The 20,423-nt window shown below is 72.3% G+C and carries 5 protein-coding genes; all 5 read right to left on the bottom strand.

Annotation, left to right across the window (positions count from 1 at the left end; genetic code table 11):
• Positions 1 to 25: 25 nt before the first annotated feature.
• Positions 26 to 808: a succinate dehydrogenase iron-sulfur subunit gene (locus AB0H12_RS15630; protein WP_367135105.1), complete on the bottom strand. Its 783-nt coding sequence runs from the start codon at positions 806 to 808 to the stop codon at positions 26 to 28.
• Complete coding sequence (sdhA, locus tag AB0H12_RS15625; protein WP_499623568.1) at positions 808 to 2,559, bottom strand: succinate dehydrogenase flavoprotein subunit; 1,752 nt, start codon at positions 2,557 to 2,559, stop codon at positions 808 to 810. The genes AB0H12_RS15630 and sdhA overlap by 1 nt, the downstream gene beginning before the upstream one ends.
• A gap of 25 nt (positions 2,560 to 2,584) precedes the next feature.
• Positions 2,585 to 2,995 carry a succinate dehydrogenase hydrophobic membrane anchor subunit gene (locus AB0H12_RS15620; protein ID WP_499623567.1) on the bottom strand — a complete coding sequence of 137 codons (411 nt, stop codon included), beginning with the start codon at positions 2,993 to 2,995 and terminating at the stop codon, positions 2,585 to 2,587.
• A 2-nt stretch (positions 2,996 to 2,997) separates the two neighbouring features.
• On the bottom strand, positions 2,998 to 3,423 hold the full coding sequence (sdhC, locus tag AB0H12_RS15615) for a succinate dehydrogenase, cytochrome b556 subunit (protein WP_230570370.1): 426 nt from the start codon (positions 3,421 to 3,423) through the stop codon (positions 2,998 to 3,000).
• 239 nt (positions 3,424 to 3,662) lie between these two features.
• Entirely contained in the window at positions 3,663 to 20,423 is a 16,761-nt protein-coding gene (locus AB0H12_RS15610; protein WP_499623566.1) for a coiled-coil domain-containing protein, read from the bottom strand.

Raw genomic sequence — 20,423 nt, 5'->3', positions numbered from 1 at the left:
CGGTGGTGCGCGGTGTGCGGGTGGGTCAGGTGCGCTTGAAGAGGAGGGCGCGCTTGACTTCCTGGATGGCCTTGGTGACCTGGATGCCACGTGGGCAGGCGTCGGTGCAGTTGAAGGTGGTCCGGCAGCGCCAGACGCCGTCGACGTCGTTGAGGATGTCCAGGCGCTCCTCGGCGCCCTCGTCACGGCTGTCGAAGATGAACCGGTGCGCGTTCACGATCGCGGCCGGGCCGAAGTACGAGCCCTCGGTCCAGTACACGGGGCACGACGTGGTGCACGCCGCGCACAGGATGCACTTGGTGGTGTCGTCGAACCGCTCGCGGTCGGCGATGGACTGGACCCGCTCACGCGTCGGCTCGTTGCCGTACGTGATGAGGTACGGCTTGACCGCCTTGAACGCCTCGAAGAACGGCTCCATGTCGACCAGCAGGTCCTTGTGCACCGGCAGGCCCTTGATGGGCTCGATGGTGATCGTGGTCGGCTTGCCGCCGCCCGCCAGCAGGTCCTTCAGCAGCACCTTGCACGCCAGCCGGTTCACGCCGTTGATGCGCATCGCGTCCGAGCCGCAGATGCCGTGCGCGCACGACCGGCGGAACGTCAGCGTCCCGTCGAGGTACCACTTCACGTAGTGCAGCAGGTTCAGCACGCGGTCCGACGGCAGGGCCGGGATCTCGAACGAGTCCCAGCGCGGCTCGTCGTCGAACTCCGGGTTGAACCGGCGCACCTTCAGGGTGACGGTGATCGCGCCGTCCGGCACGGGGGGCTGGTTCCCGCGCGAGCCGGTGGACACTTCAGCGGTAGCGGTCATCAGTACTTGCGCTCCATCGGCTGGTACCGGGTGAACGTCACGGGCTTGTAGTCGAGCCGGATGTCGGCCAGCAAGCCGTCGCCCTGCTTGTAGTACATGCTGTGGCGCATGAAGTTCGTGTCGTCGCGGTTCGGGTAGTCCTCGCGCGCGTGACCGCCGCGGGACTCCTTGCGCGCCAGCGCGCCCACGACGAGAACCTCGGCCAGCTCCAGGAGGAAGCCCAGCTCGACGGCTTCCAGGAGGTCGGTGTTGAACCGCTTCCCCTTGTCCTGCACGGTGATCCGCTGGTACCGCTCCTTCAACGCCTGCACGTCGTGCAGCGCCGTCTTGAGCGTGTCCTCGGTGCGGTACACCGACGCGTTGGCGTCCATGGTGGCCTGCAGCTCGGTGCGGATGTCCGCCACGCGCTCCTCGCCGTGCTCGGACAGCACCAGCGCCACCTGCGCCTCGACGGCGGCGGCCGGGTCCGAGGGCAGCTCGACGTGGTCGTGCGCCAACGCGTACTCGGCGGCGGCGATGCCCGCGCGGCGGCCGAACACGTTGATGTCCAGCAACGAGTTCGTGCCGAGCCGGTTCGCGCCGTGGACGGACACGCACGCGCACTCACCGGCGGCGTAGAGGCCGGGCACGACGTTGTCGTTGTCCCGCAACACCTCGCCGTGCACGTTGGTCGGGATGCCACCCATCGCGTAGTGCGCGGTCGGGTAGACCGGCACCGGCTCCGTCACCGGGTCGACCGCGAGGTACGTGCGGGCGAACTCGGTGATGTCGGGGAGCTTGGTCTCCAGCACCTCCGCGCCCAGGTGGGTGCAGTCGAGGAGGACGTAGTCCTTGTTCGGGCCCGCGCCGCGGCCCTCCAGCACCTCCAGCGCCATCGAGCGGGCGACGATGTCGCGTGGCGCGAGGTCCTTGATGGTGGGGGCGTAGCGCTCCATGAACCGCTCGCCGGACGCGTTGCGCAGGATCGCGCCCTCGCCGCGCGCGCCCTCGGTGAGCAGGATGCCCAAGCCCGCGAGACCGGTCGGGTGGAACTGGTAGAACTCCATGTCCTCCAGCGGCAGGCCCTTGCGGAACACGATGCCCATGCCGTCGCCGGTCAGCGTGTGCGCGTTGGACGTGGTCTTGAAGACCTTGCCGAAGCCGCCGGTGGCGAACACCACGGACTTGGCCTGGAACACGTGGATCTCGCCGGTCGCGAGCTCGTAGGCCACCGCGCCGGTGCACACCGGGCCGTCGGCGGTCTCGGTCATGCAGATGTCGAGCACGTAGAACTCGTTGAAGAACTCGATGCCGTGCTTGACGCAGTTCTGGTACAGCGTCTGCAGGATCATGTGGCCGGTCCGGTCGGCCGCGTAGCACGCCCGGCGCACGGCCGCCTCGCCGTGGTTGCGGGTGTGGCCGCCGAACCGCCGCTGGTCGATCTTGCCCTCGGGCGTGCGGTTGAACGGCAGGCCCATCTTCTCCAGGTCGAGGACCGCGTCGATGGCCTCCTTCGCCATGATCTCGGCGGCGTCCTGGTCGACCAGGTAGTCACCGCCCTTGATCGTGTCGAAGGTGTGCCACTCCCAGTTGTCCTCCTCCACGTTCGCCAGCGCGGCGCACATGCCGCCCTGAGCGGCGCCCGTGTGGGAACGCGTGGGGTAGAGCTTGGTGAGCACGGCCGTGCGGGCGCGCTGGCCGGACTCGATCGCCGCGCGCATCCCGGCGCCACCCGCGCCGATGATGACGACGTCGTACTTGTGGAACTGCATGGCTCTGAGCACTCCCCGCAGCGGGTCAGTCGGTGATGTTCGGGTCGAAGGTGAAGATCACGTACGTGCCGAGGGCGATGATCAGCACCATCGAGACGTAGAGCAGCACCTTGAGCCAGAACCGGGTCGCGTCCTTGCGGGCGTAGTCGTTGATCACGGTGCGCAGGCCGTTGCCGCCGTGGATCTGGGCCAGCCACAGCATGGCCAGGTCCCACATCTGCCAGAACGGCGAGGCCCAGCGGCCGGCGACGAAGCCGAAGTTGATGCGGTGCACGCCGCCGTCGAGGATGTTCATGATGAACAGGTGCCCGAGCACCAGCACCACCAGCGCGACACCCGAGATGCGCATGAACAGCCAGCTGTACAGCTCGAAGTTGCTTCGGCGGGCGGCGGGGCGGCGCGGTGCGCGCGGCTTGGCCAGGGTCGGTTCGCTCATGATCAGTGACCCCCACCGAGCAGGTCGGTAACCGTGCGGACCATCATGTAGTAGGTGCCGGGGATCATCACCAGCACCCAGATGCCGAGCACCACCCACAACATCTGCTTCTGGTAGCGCGCGCCCTTCTCCCAGAAGTCGACGAGCATCACGCGGATGCCGTTGAGCGCGTGGTAGAGGACCGCGCCGACGAGGCCGACCTCGAACAGGTTGACGATCGGGTTCTTGTAGGTCTCGATGACCTTGTCGTACGCGTCCGGCGACACCCGCACCAGCGCGGTGTCCAGGACGTGCGCGAACAGGAAGAAGAACGTCAACACACCGGTGATGCGGTGGGCGACCCAGGACCACATCCCCAGGTCGCCGCGGTAGAGCGTTCCGCCCCCTTTAGAGGTGCCCGCCCGCTCGGGTGCGGTGGTGCCGGCCATGCGCAACGGCCTCCAGCGTCAGTGGTGGACTGGTCTCCGGTACGTGCGTACTCGGACCTTGACCCCCGGATGCTAGACCCGCTCGAGCCACCCGACCCAACAGCCCGACCCGTCTGTGAGCGACGAGACACCGGGTGGTCACCGGACGGATCCGCCTCACACGCCGGGGCGTCCGGCTGTGCGGTGCCGATCACCCCGAAGGGTGACCGACACCGTCCACTGCGGACCTCGTCCGCTGGTCAGCGCGGTCGGTAGGTGGCCACGCCGTGCAGCACGGCCAGGTCGACGTGGATCTCCGGCTGGACCGGGCCGGTGAACGGCGGCAGCCACGTCGGCTGGGGCACGCCCGGCAGGTGGATGACCAGGTTCACACCCAGGCGGGTCGCGATGAGCCGTCCGGCGAGGTCGCGGGCGTTGCCCGCCCTGGCGTTCTCCGCCGGGTCCTGGAGCGACCAGTTCAGGTTCTCCACCAGCGCGCCGTACAGGTGGGTCTTGCGCATCGGGTGGGCGGCGGTGAAGTCGGCGACGTGCTCGGCGATGCCGGTGGCGGAGGTCACCACTTCGTGCCGGAGGGCTGCCGGCGGGATGTTGACGACCTGGGCGACGGCCGCGTACAGGCCGCCGGGGGCCGGTGGTGGTGCGGAGGGCAGGAGGTCGTCGGCGGTGAAGCGGAGGTGGGCCTGGGCCTCGTTGACGAGGTCCGGGGACACGACCGGGGTCACCGAGGTCGTCGGGGACACCGGAGGCACCGGGGGCACCGGGGCCGGTGCTTGGGGCGGTGGCGCGGCGGACGTGTGCGAAGTGGACGGTCCGGTGGTGGTGGCCGGTGGTGCGGGAGGTGGGGTGGGTGCGGGTGGTGGGGCGTTGAAGGTGTCGATCTGGCGGTCCACCGCGCGTTTGGCGTCCCACCAGGCCTGTTGGCGGTTGTCCGCCTCGATCCGCTTGTCCTTCAGCACCGCCTCGGCCGCGTGGAGCCGGGCTTCCTGAGCGGCACGGGCGGTGAGCAGGTCGTCGTGCCGCGTCCGGGCGTCCGTCCGGGCCGTCGTGGTGTCCAGGACGGTCTTCCGCTGGTCGCGGAGGTTGTCCTTGGCCGTGTTCAGCTCGCCGTTCGCGAGGGCGAGGTCGGCGCGAGCCCCGGCCAGCGCTTCGGCCGTCGTGCGCAGGTCGTCGTGGGCCTTCGTGGCGGCGTCCTCGGCGCTCTGCCGGTCCGCCAGGTCGGCCTCGTGCCGCTGCCGCGCCTCGCCGAGTTCGCGTGCGTCGGCCTTCCGCTCCTCCAGGCGCGCGACGAGGTCGGCGCTGTCGGCGACGTCACGGGTCCGGTCGCCGAGCACGTCGTCCGCGATCTGCGCCGCGATCTCCAGCTCGGCGACCCTCACGCCGAGGTCCTTCACGTCGCCCTGAGCCTTGGCCACGGCGGCGCGGGCCTCCTCGACCAGCGTCGTCAGGCCCTCGACCTTGCCGGACTCGACGCGGTCCAGCTCGACCGCGGCGTCGAGCGCGAGCCGGCCGTCGGTGAGCGCCGCGTCGATCCTGGCGAGTTCGGCGGCCACCTCGTTGACGGTGTCCTGCGCGTCGTGGCGGGCCTTGTCGACCGCGATCTCGGCGTCCCGCCAGTCCTTCGCCGCGGTCTTGACCGCGTCCTGGGCCCCGGTCAGCGCGGTGTCGAACCCGCGGCCGAGGACGGTCTCCGCCTCCGGCGCGGGCAGCCGCACCGAGGTCGAGCCGGGCACGGCCAGGTCGACCACGCCGGTCCTGCCGCCGATGGTGGCGACCACCCGGTACTCGACGTCGAACTCGACCAGCCCGGACCGGCCCTGCGGCTTGAGGTTGTTCACCTTGTTGTCGCTGGCGCCTCCGGAGACGGCCTGCGAGTCCTCGGCCGCGTGCCTGACCTCGACACCGCTCGCGAGCACGTTGACCGTGTCCTTGGGGTCGCCGTGCTGCTTCACGCCGACGCTGCCGGTGGCCAGGCCGAGCGACACGTCGGCGTTCTCGCTGACCTTCGCCTCACCGCTGGTCGTGCTCACGGTGGCACGCGGGTTCTCCAGGTTCACGCCGTCGCTGAGCCCACCCAGCCGCGGGTTGACCAGCTTCGCGTACACCTTCACGTCCGCGTCCTGGCCGAACGTCAGCGCGGCCTCGTGCAGGCCGGGCACGTCCAGCGGCCCGTCGAGCATGCCCGGCAGGGCGGCCTGGAGGTTCTCCGAGCTCAACGTGGACAGCAGGGTGTTCAGCGGGCCGGTGCCCTTGCCGGTGATGCCCTGGTTCGCGCCCGCCGCGGTCAACGCGCGCACCGCCGCGTCACGCAGGTCCCGCGCGCCCCGCAGGCTCTCCACCGACGCGTTCGACGGCAGCGCCGCCGGGTCGCCCGCCCGCTGCCAGGCCCGCGCGGCGGTCGGCGTGCCGAACTCGGGTCCGCGCTTGATCGCCGCCGCCATGTACGGCCGGTTCGCCGTGACGCCGCCCGCGACCTTCTGGTTGTCCGCGTGCAGCCGGACGGCCATCTCCCGCGGGCCGCTCGTCGCCTCGGCGACGACCGCCGAGCCCTTCTCCACCACCAGCTCGAACTCGACCGGCACGGTGTACTTCGCGGCCGGTCCGCCACCCGCGCGCAGGTGGCCGAACTGCCGGGTGGTGGCGTCGGTGGTCGAACTGCTCTGCGCGTGGTTGAAGCCCGCGGCGGCGATCACGCCCGCCGTGCCGGAGACGTTCGGGTTCGCGCTGCCCGGCTGGGCCAGCCCCGGCGCCTTGACGCCGACGCCCCACCCCTTGCCGCGCCCCTGACCGCTGGTGACCTTCTCCGCGCCGGCGACCGTGTGCTCCACGTCGACGCCGTCGTTGACCACCCGGTCGAACCGGGGCGTGCCCGCCTTGGCGCGCAGCGTGACCTGGTAGGAGTCCTTGCCGAACGTGCCCGGCTGGTGCACCAGCAGCGGCACGCCACCGTCCAGCGCGCTGTCGATCATCGCCTTGACGCTCGTCGGCGAGCTGAGGTCGACCAGCCGCTGGAGGTTGTTCATCGAGTCCTTCAGGACCGAGTCCGGCACCAGCGGGTCGCCGAACCGCTTGCCCGTCTTCCGGTTCACGTCCGCGATCAGGTCCGCGACCACACCGGAGAGGTCCGGCACGCCCTCCACCGCGGACAGGCCGAGCGCGCCGGGCTCGCCGTCGGCCAGCGCCTTCGGCGGCGCCATCGCGGGGAACGTGCGCGGTGGCACGTCGGGCCGCACGTCCGGCAGCACGCCCAGCTCGCGCGCCACGTCCTCGCTGACCCGCACGAACACCGATTTCGGCAGCTTGACGGTGGCGCCCTCGGCGCGGGGCGTGCCGCCGTGGAAGACGTTGCCCGCCCGGCTCTCGCCGACGATCGTCACGTCCGCGTCCAGCTGCACGAGCACGGTCCGGGCGGCGGGCGGCGTCACGACGTTGCGGTCCACGCTGCCGCTGATCTCCCGCGCCCGCGCCGTCGAGTCCGACCACGGGGTGTGCTTGCCGGTCACGGCCACGCCGCCGGCGCCGCTCGCCGGGGTCGGCTCACCCGCGGGCGGCGGGGTGGCGTTCGGCTTGACCGGCACGTTGACGCCGGCGGTGAGGTCGACCGACCGGTTCACCGACGTGGCGTCACCGGCCTTGTAGCCGCCGGTGACCGCGTTCTCGGTGCCGGTGTCGTCGGAGATCGAGACCAGCTTGGGGTTGCCGAGCTCCATCGACATGCCGACCGAGCCGGTGCGGTCGGTGACCCGCCGGTCGTAGCGCAGGCTCTGCTCCTGCATGCCGGTCTCGACCAGCTTGCGCAGGTTGGCCTTGATGTTCTCCGGGCTGAACATCCGGTCGATCTGGTTGCGCGACTCGGTGCCCGGCACGGTCAGCGCCGAGTCGCCGTTCGCCGCCCGGTTGAGCGCGTCGACCGCCTCGTCACGCAGGGCCGTGGTGTTGGCCACCGCCTCGACGTGCAGGAACTCCGGCGCCTTCGTCCCGGTGCGCCGGGTGAGCAGGTCCTTGACGGTGGGCGCGTCGGTCAGCTTGGTGACGTCGGGGACGCCGGGTGCGAACCCGGACGGGTCGACCTTCGAGGCCGAGCTGTCGGACACCCACAGGTTCACCTTGCCGCTGATCAGCGGCAGGATCTCCGGGTTGTGGCCGGCGGTCGGGTCGAGCGGCGCGCCGACCGTGCGGGCGACGACCCGGGGCCGCGGCGCGTGCTGGCCGGGCTTGGCCGGCGTCACCCGCTGCACCCACGACCTGGGCCGGGTGAACGTGGTGATCTCGACCTCGAACTCCACGTCGCCCGCGAACACCTGCGCGTTCGGGCTGCCGACGTTCAGCGCGGTGCTGTTGGCGTTCGGGCCGCCGGTGTTCCTGGTCGTCCACGAGTGGTTGTACTTCGCGCCGAGCTGCGGCGCCGGCGTCACGGTCGCGATCGGGGTCTTGCTCGGGATCACGACCTTGCCCTCGACGCCGCCGCTCCAGCCCTTGGTGGTGGCGGTGGCGCTGTCCAGCCTGGGACCGGTGGACGACGAGCCGCGCACGTTGCGCGCGTCCGCCTGGCCGAGGTGCGCGGTGTCGGAGACCTTCGCCTTGACCGTGATGTTGACGTAGGTGTTGGTGGTGGCGTCGGAGGTCTTCAGCTGGACCTGGACGCCGGGGCCCATGAGACTGTCCATGCTGGACTTCAGCGCGGTCGGCGAGAGCTGGTTCAGCTTGCGCTGGTTGGCCAGCTGCTCGGCCACGTCCGCGAAGCCCTTGCCCTTGCCGCTGCGCGGGTCGGCGTCCGGGTCGTTCCAGGCCGGCAGGAAACCGGCCAGGCCCTCGACGTTCCGCAACGCCGCCTCGACCTGCGGCTGCACGCGGCTCGCGGGCTCGAAGTCGCCGACCTTCGCGTTGCCCGCGGCGAGCGCGCCGGCCAGGTACGGCGGCGCCCACCGGGGTTCGGCGGTCGGCTGCGCGATGCCGGTCGGCGTGCCCTCCGGCACCGGCAGGTTCAGCGCCGCCGCTTCCGGCGTGCCCATCCGCACGTACGCGGTCACCGGGATGGTGACGTTCTCGCCGCTGGGGGTGCGCACCTCCACATCGGCGGTCACCTTGTAGAGGCCGGTCTCGCCCTTGAGCTGGATGCCGGCGCGGTTGGTGGTGTTCGTGCCCGCGTTCGAGGACTCCGCGGTGCGCGCCGAGTAGCCGAGCGTCGCGCCGACCTGGCCGGCGACCGCGCCGGGCACGCCGACGTTGCCGCCGAACCCGCCGGTGGCGTCGAACCCGGTCTTGGTGGTGGCGGCGACACCCGTGCCGAACGACGTGAGCTCGTGCAGGCGCAGCTGCGCGGAGTCGTGCACGCCGACGAGCTCGGCGGTGCGGGGGTTCGCGCGCATCTGGACCGCCGAGCCCTTGCTCGCGTGCGGGCTGACCAGGTCGGGGGACGTGACCCAGCCGGTGAGCATGGCGCCGAGGTTGTCCCGGATCGTGGTGGGGCTGAGGAACGCCTGGAGCGCGGTGCGGCCCGGTGAGCCGATCTTGGTGATCGACGGGTGCAACCTGGCCGCCACGTCGGTGAACGCCTTGTTCGGGTCGGTGACCGCGACCGCCTCGGGCACCGGGTGCTCGATCCGCGCGCCCCAGTCGGCGGCGGGCGCGTTCGGGTTCGCGGCGAGGGTCGGGTTCGAGTCGACGATGGTGGTCAGGTCGTTCGGGATCTGGAGCGTGACGTCGACCGGTCCGGTGTGGTCGCCGTCCACCGTGATCGACGGCTGCGCGGCGCCGTGGGCGTCGGTGAGCGTGATCCGGTAGGTCACCGGGACCGCGGCGCGGGTGGAGAACTCGCCCGAGCGGATGGCCCGCTGGTCCACTGTGGACGTCGAGCTGGTGGTGGCGGTGGCCGGGGTGGCGAGCTGGGCCTTGCCGCCGAGCGAGCCGTACGGTCCGACCGCGACACCGGCCGTGACCGCGCCGCCGACGTCGTTGGCGGTGGCCAGGGTGTTGGTGGTGGACGTGCTCGTGCCGCTCTGCGCGGTCATGTCCACCTTGGTGTTGGTGGACGGCGTTTCGACCGCGGTGGCCTGGTCGGCCGGCGGGAGCATCGTGGCCTGCACGTTGGCCTCGTACCAGCGACCGCCGACCTTGACCTGGAAGTCGCGGCCGTGCCCGAGGAACGACTCGAAGTCGGAGCCGATCGCGGTCTCGATGCGGGCCGCGTCCCGGGCGTCGAGGCCGTCGATCGCGCGGGCGACCCTGGCGGCGCCCCGCACGTCGACCGGTGCGATCGAGCCGAGGGCCTGGTTGTGCTGGAAGAAGTCCGGCAGGTTGGTGGCGGTCAGCACCCAGCCCGGGGTGGGCGGGGTGATCCTGGCCAGGGGGATGACCGGGTTCGGGGCGGTGCGGCGGAACGGCAGGCGCGGCGCGTTCGGCGGTCGCACGTCGGCGTCCTGGGCGGGCGTCGTGCTCGGCGTGGTGGTCGGGGGCGTGCCCGGCGGGTTGAACGACTCCAGCGCGTGCATCCGGTTCTCGACCAGCCACAGGTTGCGCGGCTTGACGCTCGCGTCCGGGGCGTCGACGCCTGCCGTCATGGGCGCGTTGTCGCCGACGACGCGGCCCTTGCCGTCCTGGTGCTGGAAGATCGGCTTGACGTCGCCGGTCTCGAAGTACTCGTCGTGCAGGCCGAGGAAGTGGCCGACCTCGTGGCCGAGCGTGCGGGCGTCGGAGTCGACGGGCCAGTTCAGCTGGTTGGCGCGGCCCTCGGGACCGGTCACCGCGATGCTGCCGTGCGCGTCGGCCGGGTCGTTCGTGAACTCGACGGTGACGTGGAACTGCTCGCCGCTCGGCAGCCGGCTGCCGTTGTTGAACAGCGCGTCGACGCCCTGCCGGGTGCGAGTCCGGACGTCGGCGACCTGGTCGGGGGTGGCGTTGCCGTCGGGGTCGAGGAAGACCTTGACGGTGAAGTCGCGCACCGGCACGCCGTTGACGTCCAGCACGCGGGTGTCGTAGGCGATCGGACCGCGCCACGCCTTCATGGCGACGCCGTCGGGGCCGATGGTGGTGCTGTCCAGGACACCGCCGTCCTCACCCCGGACGGTGCTGGTGACGGGGGCGTTCGTCCGCGCGGTCCGGATGTCGGCGGAGGTCGCGGCGTCCGGTTTCGGGTCGAACCAGTCGGCGCCGGGCGCGGTGCTGTGCCGCCAGTCCGGGTTGTCCAGGACCGGGTGCGGCCCCTGCGGCGCGGGTGAGGTGATGACGGTGTCGGTGACCTTCACGCCCTTGGGCGCTTCGGGCGGCGTCCAGCCGTCCGGGCGGCGCAGGTCGTGGTCCACGTGCACGTCGGTGGTGCCCGTGCCGTTGGTGTCGCGGGTGGTGGCGTCGACGCCCTTGGCCGCGAGCACGTCGGCGACGGCTCGGGCGTGGGGGCCGGAGACCTCGACCACGGCGGGGCGGTAGCCGTTGCGGTCGCGCATCGCGTTGGACTCGGCGAGGTCCGCGGCCAGGGCGTCGAGCCGGGCGGACTGCTCCGGTGACGGCGGCGAGGCCGGCGGGAGGTCGAGCGACAGCTCGGGGCGGGGACCGCTGGGGGTCCGCTCGGTCGACTTGGCCGGTGCCGGTGCCGGTGCCGGTGTCTGCGGTGCGGTTGACGGGGCGGTCGACGGCTCCGGTGCGTCGGTGGTGGATCGGGTGGTGGCGGGAGATCGGGGCGGCGCCGGTGGTGCGGTGGTGTCGGTCGTGGACGAGGCGGGCTGGGTGCCGTTCGTCGTGGTGTCGGCCGGCGGGGTGATGGTGATGGCCGGCGTGCCGCCGGGCGGCGGGGGAGGCGGGGTCGGGCGGTTGAAGTCGGCGATCCGCTGGTCCACCTCGATGCGGGCGTTCCACCAGTCGCGCTGGCGGGCGTCGGCCTCGGCGCGGCGCTTGTCCAGCTCCACCTCGGCCGCGGTGATCTCGGCTTCCAGGTTCGCGATGGTGTTCTCGACCTGCTGCTGCGCGCTCAGGGCGTGCTGACGCGCCTCCGCCGCGCGCTGGGCGGCGTCACGGCCGTCGACCAGGCCGATCTCGGCGGTGTCCAGCTCGCCCTGGGCGGTGTCCAGGGCGCCGGTGGCCTGGTCGAGGTCGATCCGCGCCTGCTCGGCGGCGGTCCGGGCCTGGTCGACGGCGAGCTGCGCGGCGGCCCGCGCCTCGATCGCGCCGGTGTTCGCGGCCTGTGCCGCGGCGACGACCTCGACCGCCGTCCCGACCTCGGTCGCACGGGTGTCACGAGTGGCACGGGCGTCGTCCACCTTGCCGACCAGGTCCTTGGCGACCTTGTCGTCGACGATCGGCGGGGCGTCCTCGGGACGGTCGTCGAGGTGCGCGTCGAGGTCGCCCTGGGCGACGTCCAACGCCGCCTGCGCGTCGTCCAACCTGACCCGTGCCGCGTCGAGCTCCGTGTTCGCGTCCGCCAGGTCACGCCCGGTGGAGCGCGCGTCCGCCTCGGCGTCGGCCAGCGCGACCTGCGCGTCCCGGTGAGCCGCGTCGAGGCCCGGGATCCGGTCGCGCAGGTCCGCGACCACGTCGTTCGCGGCGTCGCGCCGGGTCTGCGCGTCCTGAACCGCCTGCTCCAGGGCGGGCACGCGGCCGGCTTCGGCCAGCTGGTCGCCGATCGCGTTGTCGTGGTCGACCTGCGAGGTCGTCAGGTCGCTCTGGAGCCGGGCGACGTCGGCGGCCACCCGGTTGATCACGGCCTGCGCGTCGTGCCGCGCCTTGTCGACCGCCAGCTCCGCGTCGCGCCACGCCTTGGCGGTGTCCTTGACCGCGGTCTGCGCGTCGCTCAGCCCGGCGTCGAAGTCACGCCCGAGCACGGTCTCGGCCTCGGTCGACGGCATCCGCACCGACGCCGAGCCCGGCACGCTCAGGTCGACCACGCTGGTCCGGCCGCCGACCGTGGCGACCACGCGGTACTCCACGTCGAAGTCGACCAGACCGGTGCGGCCCTGCGGCTTGAGGTTGTTGGTCTTGTTGGTCGCCGAGCCGCCGGACACCGCCTCGGCGTCCTCGGCGGCGTGCCGGGTCTCGACGCCGCCGGTGGCGAAGCTCGCGGTGTCCTTCGGGTCCTGGCTCGGCGCGACCGCGGCGCTGCCGGTCGCCCAGCCCACCGACACGTCGCCGGTCTCGCTGTGCTTGGCCTCGCCGGAGGTCGTGGTGACCGACGACTTCGGGTTCTCCAGGTTCACGCCGTCGCTCAGGCCGCCCAGCCTCGGGTTGACCAGCTTGGCGTAGACCTTCACGTCGGCGTGCTGACCGAACGTCAACGCGGCCTCGTGCAGCCCCGGCACGTCCAGCGGGCCGTCGAGCATCCCCGGCAGGCTCGGCTGGAGGTTCTCCGAGCCGAGCGTCGACAGCAGGGTGTTCAGCGGGCCGGTGCCCTTGCCGGTGATGCCCTGGTTCGCGCCCGCCGCGGTCAGCGCCTGGATCGCCGCCGCACGCAGGTCCTGGGCCCCGCGGAGGTTCTCCACCGACGCCTTGGGCGGCAACGTGGCCGGTGAGCCGTTGTGCTGCCAGGCCGTCGCGGCCTGCGGCGTGCCCTCCGCGGCCGGCCGCGGGGTCGTGGTCGAGGTGTAGCCGGCCGGTGGCGTGGCGGCCGGGGTGAACACCTTCTGGTTGTCCGCGTGCAGCCGCACCACGACGTCCTGGGGCTGGGCCGTCGCCTTGGTGACGACCTGGTCGCCCTTCTCCACCACCAGCTCGAACTCGATGGGCACGGTGTACTTCACGGCGGGGCCGCCGCCGGCGCGCAGGTGGCCGAACTGCTCGGTGGTGGCCTTCGTGACGCTGCTGCTGTGCTGCCGGCCGACGTTGGCGGCGGCGATCACGCCGACGCCGCCGGACACGTTCGGGTTCGCGCTGCCGGGCTGGGCGAGGCCGGGCGACTTGAGGCCGACGCCCCACCCGGTCGACCGGCCGAGGCCGTCGGTCACCTTCCGGGCGCCCGCGATGGTGTGCTCCATGTCGACGCCGTCGTTGACGACGCCGGAGAAGCTCGGCGCGTCCGTGACCCGCGCCTTCAGCGTGACCTGGTAGGTGTCCTTGCCGAACGTGCCCGGCTGGTGCAGCAGCAGCGGCACGCCGCCGTCCAGCGCGCTGTCGATCATCGCCTTGACGCTCGTCGGCGAGGTGAAGTCGACCAGCCGCTGGAAGTTGTTCATCGAGTCCTTGAGGACCGAGTCCGGCACCAGGTCGCTCTTGAACGGACCGCTGGTCCGCTCGTTGAGGTCGGTGATCAGGCCGGAGACCACGCCCGACAGGTCCGGCGCGGTGTCCAGCGTGCTCAGGCCGAGCGAGCTCGGCCGGTCCGGCGTCACCGTGGCCGGCGGCGCCATCGTGCCGAACGCGGGTGGCGGCGTCGTCGGCTGCACCTTCGGCAGCACGCCCAGCTCGCGCGCCACGTCCTCGCTGACCCGCACGAACACGCCGCCGGGCAGGGTGACCTTGGCGCCTTCGACGCGCGGGGTGCCGCCGTAGACGACGTTGCCCGACCGGCTCTCACCGACCACGGTGACGTCCGCGTCGAGCTGGATCAGCACGGTCCGCGCGCTCGGCGGGGTGACGAAGTTGCGGTCGACGCTGCCGCTGACCTCGGTCGCGCTGGTCTTCGACGACGAGTACGGCGTGATCTTGCCCGCCACGGCGACACCGCCCGAGCCCGACGCGGGCTTCGGCTCGCCCGCGGGCGGCGGCGCCACGTTCGGCTTGACCGGCAGGTTGACGCCCGCGGTGAGGTCGACGGTGTGGCTGCTGGTCTTCGCGTCACCGGCCTTGTAACCGCCGGTGGTCGCGTTCTCGGTGCCGGTGTTGTCGGAGATCGACACCAGCTTCGGGTTGCCCAGCTCGATCGCCATGCCGATGGCGCCGGTGCGGTCGGTGACCCGGCGGCCGTACTTCAGGCCGTTCTCCTGCATGCCGGTCTCGGTCAGCTTGCGCAGGTTGGCCTTGATGCTCTCCGGGCTGAACAGCTTGTCGATCTGGTTTCGCGCCTCCGTGCCCGGCACGGTGAGCGACGAGTCGCCCTTCGCGGCCAGGTTGAGCGCCTCGATGGCCTGGTCGCGGACCGCCTCGGTGTTGACGACGGCCTCGACGTGCAGGAAGTCCGGCGCGGGGGGCCGGGGCACCGGCGGGTTGAGCAGGTCCTTGATCGACGGCGGCCGGTCGAGCCTGGTGGCCACCGGCTTGCCCGGCTCGAAGCCGGACGGGTCGTGGTCCATCGACGAGCTGTCCGACACCCACAGGTGCACCGGGCCGGAGATCTGCGGCAGGCTCACCACGCCGGGCGGGTTGGGGCCGCCGGTCTTGGCGACCGGCTTGGGGTCGGGCACCTGGAGGATCGGCGAGCCGGGCGTGACCCGCTTGACCCACGCCCGGTTGCGGCTGAACGTGGTGATCTCGACGTCGAACTCCAGGTCCTGCGCGAACACCTGGGCGTCCGGGCTGCCGACGTTGAGCCCCGTGCTGGTGACGGTCGGTCCGCCGGTGTTCTTGGCGCCCCACCCGTAGGTGTACTTCGCGCCGACCTGCGGCGTCGGGGTGAGCGACGCGGCGCCGGTGCTGACCGGGAACACCGCCTTGCCCTCGACGCCGACGGTGACCGACTTCTGCGTGGCGGTGGTGCTGTCCAGCTTCGGCGCGGTGTTCGCCGAGCCGCGCACGTTGCGCGCGTCGACCTGGCCGAGGTGCCGGGTGCCCACCGGCCGGGCGCGGACGGTGATGTTGACGTACTCGTTGGTGCTCAGGCCGCGCTTCTTGAGCTGCACCTGCACACCGGGGCCGAGCAGGCTGTCCATCTTGGTCTTCAGCGCGGTCGGCGACAGCTCCGCGTCGAGCTTGCGCTGGTTCGCCATGGCCTCCGCGACGTCGGCCAGGCCCTGGCCCTTGCGCGAGCCGGTGGCCGGGTCGTTCCAGCCCGGCAGGAACTTGCCGAAGCCGGGCACGTCGCGCAACGTGGCCTGGACCTGCGACTGCACCTGCGCGCCGGGGCCGAACTCGCCGACCTTGACGTTGCCCGCCGCCAGGTCCGCGGCCAGGTAGGGCGGGAGGTACTTGGTGCCCGCCGTGCCCGGCTCGGTCAGCCCGGCCCGGGCGCCCGGCGGCACCGGCAGGGTCAGCGAGGCGGCCTCGGGCAGGCCGACCCGCATGTAGCTCGTGACCGGCATGACGACGTCCGCGCCGTTGGGCGTGCGGATGTGGACGTTCGCGGTCACCTTGTAGAGGCCGGTGTCGCCCTTGAGCTGGATGCCGGTGCGGGTGCTGCTGGTCGTGCCCGCGTTCGAGGTGTCCGAGGTCCGGGCCGAGTAGCCGGCCGTGGCGCCGCCCGTGCCGCCGATCACGCCGGGCACGCCCACACCGCCGCCGACGCCGGCCGCGACGTCGAAGCCGGTCTTGCTGGTGGCGGCCAGGGAGCTGCCGGTGGCCTGGGACTCGTGCAGCCGGAGCTGGGCGGCGTCGGTCGTGCCGACCAGTTCGGCGGTCAGCAGGGTGGCCTTCATCTGCACGGCGTTGGCCTTGCTGCCGTGCGGGCTGACCAGGTCCGGGGACGTGACCCAGCCGCCGAGCATCGCGCCGAGGTTGTCGCGGACGGTGGTGGGGTTGAGGAAGTCCTGCAACGCGGTGCGGCCCGGTGCGCCGATCTTGGTGATCGACGGGTGCATCTTCGCGGCGACCTCCGTGAACGCCTGCTTCGCGTCGAAGTCCGTCACGGCTTCGGGCGTCGGGTGCTCCAGCTTCGCGCCCCAGCCCGGCGGCAGGGCCGCGGCCGGTTGGGCGTTGCCGGAGTTGGAGATCGTCTCCAGGTCGTTCGGCACGGCGAGGGTGACGCCGCCGTTGACCGCTTGGGGTGGGCGCACGGCGCCGTTGGCGGCGGTCAGCGTGACCTGGAAGGAGACCGGGACGTCGACGTTCGTCGAGCTCTCGCCGCCGCGGATGAACCGCTGGTCCACCGTGCCGGAGGAGGTGTTCAGCGTGGTGGCGGGGGTGGCGAGCTGCGCCTTGCCTGCCAGGGAGCCGTACGGGCCGACGCCCGCGCTCGCCGCCGCGGCGAGGCCGACGTCGTTGGCGGTGGTGAGGTTGGTGGCGGTGCCCGTGTTGGCGGCGGACTGGGCGGCCATGTCCACCTTCGTGGTGGTGGACGGCGTGCTGGTGACGGCGGCGACGTCGGCCGGCGGGAGCATCGTGGCCCGGACGTTGGCCTCGTACCAGGTGCCGTCGATCTTGACCTGGAAGTCGCGGCCCTGGCCGAGGAACGACTCGAAGTTGTTCTTCACCGCGCTTTCGATGACGGCGGCGTCGGCCGGCGTGATGCCGGTCATCGTGCCGGTGACGTGCTCGGCGCCCCGCACGTCGGTGGGCGCGATCGTGCCCAGTGCCTTGCCCTGCTGGAAGAAGTCCGGCAGGTTCCGCGACCCGAGCACGGGGTTCGGCGCCGGGGCGGGTGCTGCGGGCGTGGGTGCCGCGGGTGCCGGTGCTGCGGGAGCGGGCGTGGTCGGGGCGGGTGTGGTGTCGGCGTCGGTGTTGGCGGGTGCCAGGTCGACCAGCGGGATCGGCGCGGAGATCGACGGCGGCGGTGGCGCGGGCGTGGAGCGGAACGGGTTGCGCCGCGGCGCGTTCGGCGGCTGGACGTCGTGGTCGACGCCCCGCGTGGTGGTCGGCGGTGCGGGGCGCGTGCCGGACGTGGTGGCGGGTGGAGTCGCGCCGACGAAGTAGTCGCCGAGCATGGTCTGGAACGCGGGACCGGGCTTGAAGCTGTCCCACTTGGACCGGGGCCGGTCGAATTCCCGGTTCAGCAGGTCGATGTTGGTCTGGTAGCGCGCGCTGCCGTCGGGGAACTGGTTGTACTGGCTGGGTTGTCCGAGGCGTTCGGAGAGCGCGTCGGTGATGTTGCGGGCGAGCAGCTCGGTGACGGCTTCGTCGGGGTTCAGGTTCTTGTTGTAGACGCCGCCTTGGCCGTCGCGGTGGGCGAAGGTGACGTCGCTGCCGACGGAGTGCACGTGCATGAACTCGTGGGTCAGCAGGTGCCGGATGGCGTCGGCCTTGCGCGCGGGGTCGGTGGTGAGGCCGTCGAGGTGGTCGGTGTTGAGCAGCACGTGCCCGTTGATCGCGCGTGCCGGGTTGGTGAGGGTGCTCTCGATCAGCCCGGCCCGCGTGGCGGCGACGTCGCCGTTGGGGCCGACCTTGGCTTGGGCGACCTGGTCCAGCAGGGTGTCCAGGCGTGCGACGGCGTCGGGGTCGCCGTCGTTGAGCTGCCGCAGGAAGTCGCCGGACAGGATCTCGGCGCGGACCCGCGCCGGGTCGACGCCCTGACCGTTGAGCTGGCCGACGGTGACGTCGGAGTCGCCCCGGTCGGTGGTCTTCAACGCCGTGTCCAGCTCCTGCTGGACGGCGAAGTGCTTGGCGAACGTCTGCTGGTCGAGCTGCACGACCAGGTCGGGGTTCACGTTCGGCGTGGTGGTGATGCCGAACTCACCCAGCTTGCCGGACAGCGCGTCGAAACCGGCCTGCACCTGCCCGATGTCGACCTGGACGCCCGCGATCTGCAACGGCACCGGGGTGATCTGGGCGGGCAGCCTGGTCAGGATGCCGGTCTTCAGGTCCGCGTCCCGGACGTTCGAGTACGGACCCTGCGGGGCGGCGGGCGTGGTCGCCGTCGTGCCGGACGTGTCGGGTCCGGCCGGTGGTGGCGGCGGTGCTTGTGACCCGAAGGGCGGTGGCGGCGGGGGAACCGCCGCGGGCTGCGTCGAGGTCGGCGCGGGTGGTGGCGGCGGTGGCGGCGGCGCCTGCGACCCGAAGGCAGGCGGTGGCGGCGGAGGCGGTGGCACCGCTGCTTGCTGCGTGGAGGTGGTCCCCGGCGGCGGGGGCGGCGGCGGTGGCGGTGGCGGTGGCGCCGGAGGGCCTGCGGGCTGCGCGTCGACCTCGGTGCCGCTGTCCGTGTCGCCGACCGGCCGGGGGTTGATGTCGGGCCGGGTGCCCTGGTCGGGCGGTCGCGGGGGAGGCGTCTGGCGGGGCGAGTCCGGGTCGTGCAGCGTGGCGTGGCCGGCGTCCGGCACCATCACCTGGCTGTCGGTGGTGCGCTCGATCGCCCACAGGTGGCGCGGCTTGATCGACGGGTCGCCGTGCACGCCCGCGCCCATCAGCCCGTCGTCGTTCACCACCAGGTTCGACTGGGTGTGCCCGGGCGGCAGCGGCTTGCCGTCGCTGTTGAAGATCCGGGCGTCCGGGCCGGCCGCGTCCTTGTACTCGTCGGGCAGGCCGAAGTAGTGCGCCACCTCGTGGGCGAGCACGTTCTCCGAGGTCTGCGCGCCCCAGTTGAGCTGGTCCGCCGTGGCGGACGGCGTCACGTCGACCGTGGTGTGCGCCTGCGCGGGGTCGGTGACGAACTCGACCCTGGCGTGGAACTGGTCGCCCGAGGGCAGCCGGTAGCCCTGGTTCAGCAACCGCTCGACGCCGTCGGTGGTCTTCCTGGCCACCGCGTCCACATCGGACCGGGGGACGCCCTCGCCGGGCTTGAGGTGGACCTTGAGGGTGTACTCCTTCACCCAGTTCCCGGGCGCCACCTCCATCCGGCGCACGTCGTGCCGGATCAGGCCGGTCAGGGAGTCGACGTTGCCCGGCGTGCTCGACCGCTGCACGTCGGCGACCTCGGTGTCGACGGTGCGCACGGGAGCCTTGTCCCGCACCGAGTCCCACGCCGCCGAGGGCTGCGGGTCCTTCGGCGCGAACCAGTCCGCGGTGCTCGCCGTGCTGTGCCGCCAGGACTCGTCGGCGCGGACGTCCTTGTCCTTCGCCGGTGGCACGTCCGCGTCGGCCGTCGGCGGCGCGTCGATGTCGGCGGGCGGGGCGGACCGCGTCTGGGGCGGGGCGTCGGGCTCGGTGCCACCGAAGTAGTCGTCGAGCATGTCCTGGAACGTCGCGTCGGGGTCGAACGGGGCGGCCCACCTGCCGCGGGTCTTGTCGAACTCGTTGTTGAGCAGGTCGACGTAGTTCTGGTAGCGGTTGGCGCCGTTCTCGTCCTGGTTGTACTGGCTGGACTCGCCGAGGCGTTCGGAGAGCGCGTCGGTGATGTTGCGGGCGAGCAGCTCGGTGATCGCCTCGTCCGGGTTGACGTTCGTGCTGTAGACGCCGCCTTGGCCGTCGCGGTGGGCGAAGGTGACGTCGCTGCCGACGGAGTGCACGTGCATGAACTCGTGGGTCAGCAGGTGGCGGATCGCGTCGGCCTTGCGCGCGGGGTCGGTGGTGAGGCCGTCGAGGTGGCCGGTGTTGAGCAGCACGTGGCCGTTGATGGAGCGGGCCGGGTTGGTGCGGGTGCTGTCGACCAGCGCGTCCAGTGCCGCGTCGACGTCGCCGTTGGGGCCGACCTTGGCTTGGACGACCTGGTTCAGCAGGGTGTCCAGCTGCGCCACGGCGTCGGGGTCGCCGTCGTTGAGCCGGTGCAGGAAGTCGCCGGACACGATCTCGGCGCGGGTCTGGCGGGCGTCGATGGTCTGGCCGTCGGGCAGCTGGATGACGGCGGGCCCGCCGGGAGCGGCGTTCTGCGACGCCGTGTCCAGTTCCTGCTGCAGGGCGAAGTGCTTGGCGAAGGTGCTCTCGTCGAACTGCACGACCAGGTCGGCGTTCACGGTGGGCGTGGTCGTCACGTTGTGGTTGGCGCGCAGGGTGTCGAACATCGCGTCGAACCCGGCTTGGACCTGCCCGAGGTTGATCTCGACGTCGGTGACCGTCAGCGGCACGGAGGGGAACACCGGCGGCAGTCCGTTGAGGGTGCCGTTCTTCAGGGCGGTGTCCCGGCGGGGCGAGAACGGGCCCGCTGGTGCGGTGGGCGCGTTGACCTGCGCGCCGGGTGCGCCGGGCGGCGGCGGGATCGGGATCCCGACCACCGCGGCGGGTACCTGCGTGCCGGGAGGAGGCGGCGGTGGCGGCACGGCCGCGCCGAAGCCCGGAGGCGGCGGCGGCGGAGGCGGCGGCACGGCCGCGCCGAAGCCCGGCGGTGGGGGTGGCGGTGGCGGCAC

Source organism: Actinosynnema sp. NPDC023794 (genome assembly GCF_040639675.1).
Lineage (GTDB): Bacteria > Actinomycetota > Actinomycetes > Mycobacteriales > Pseudonocardiaceae > Actinosynnema > Actinosynnema luteola.
Note: the sequence above shows the minus strand (reverse complement) of the source record. Positions and strands in the feature narration are given on the sequence as shown.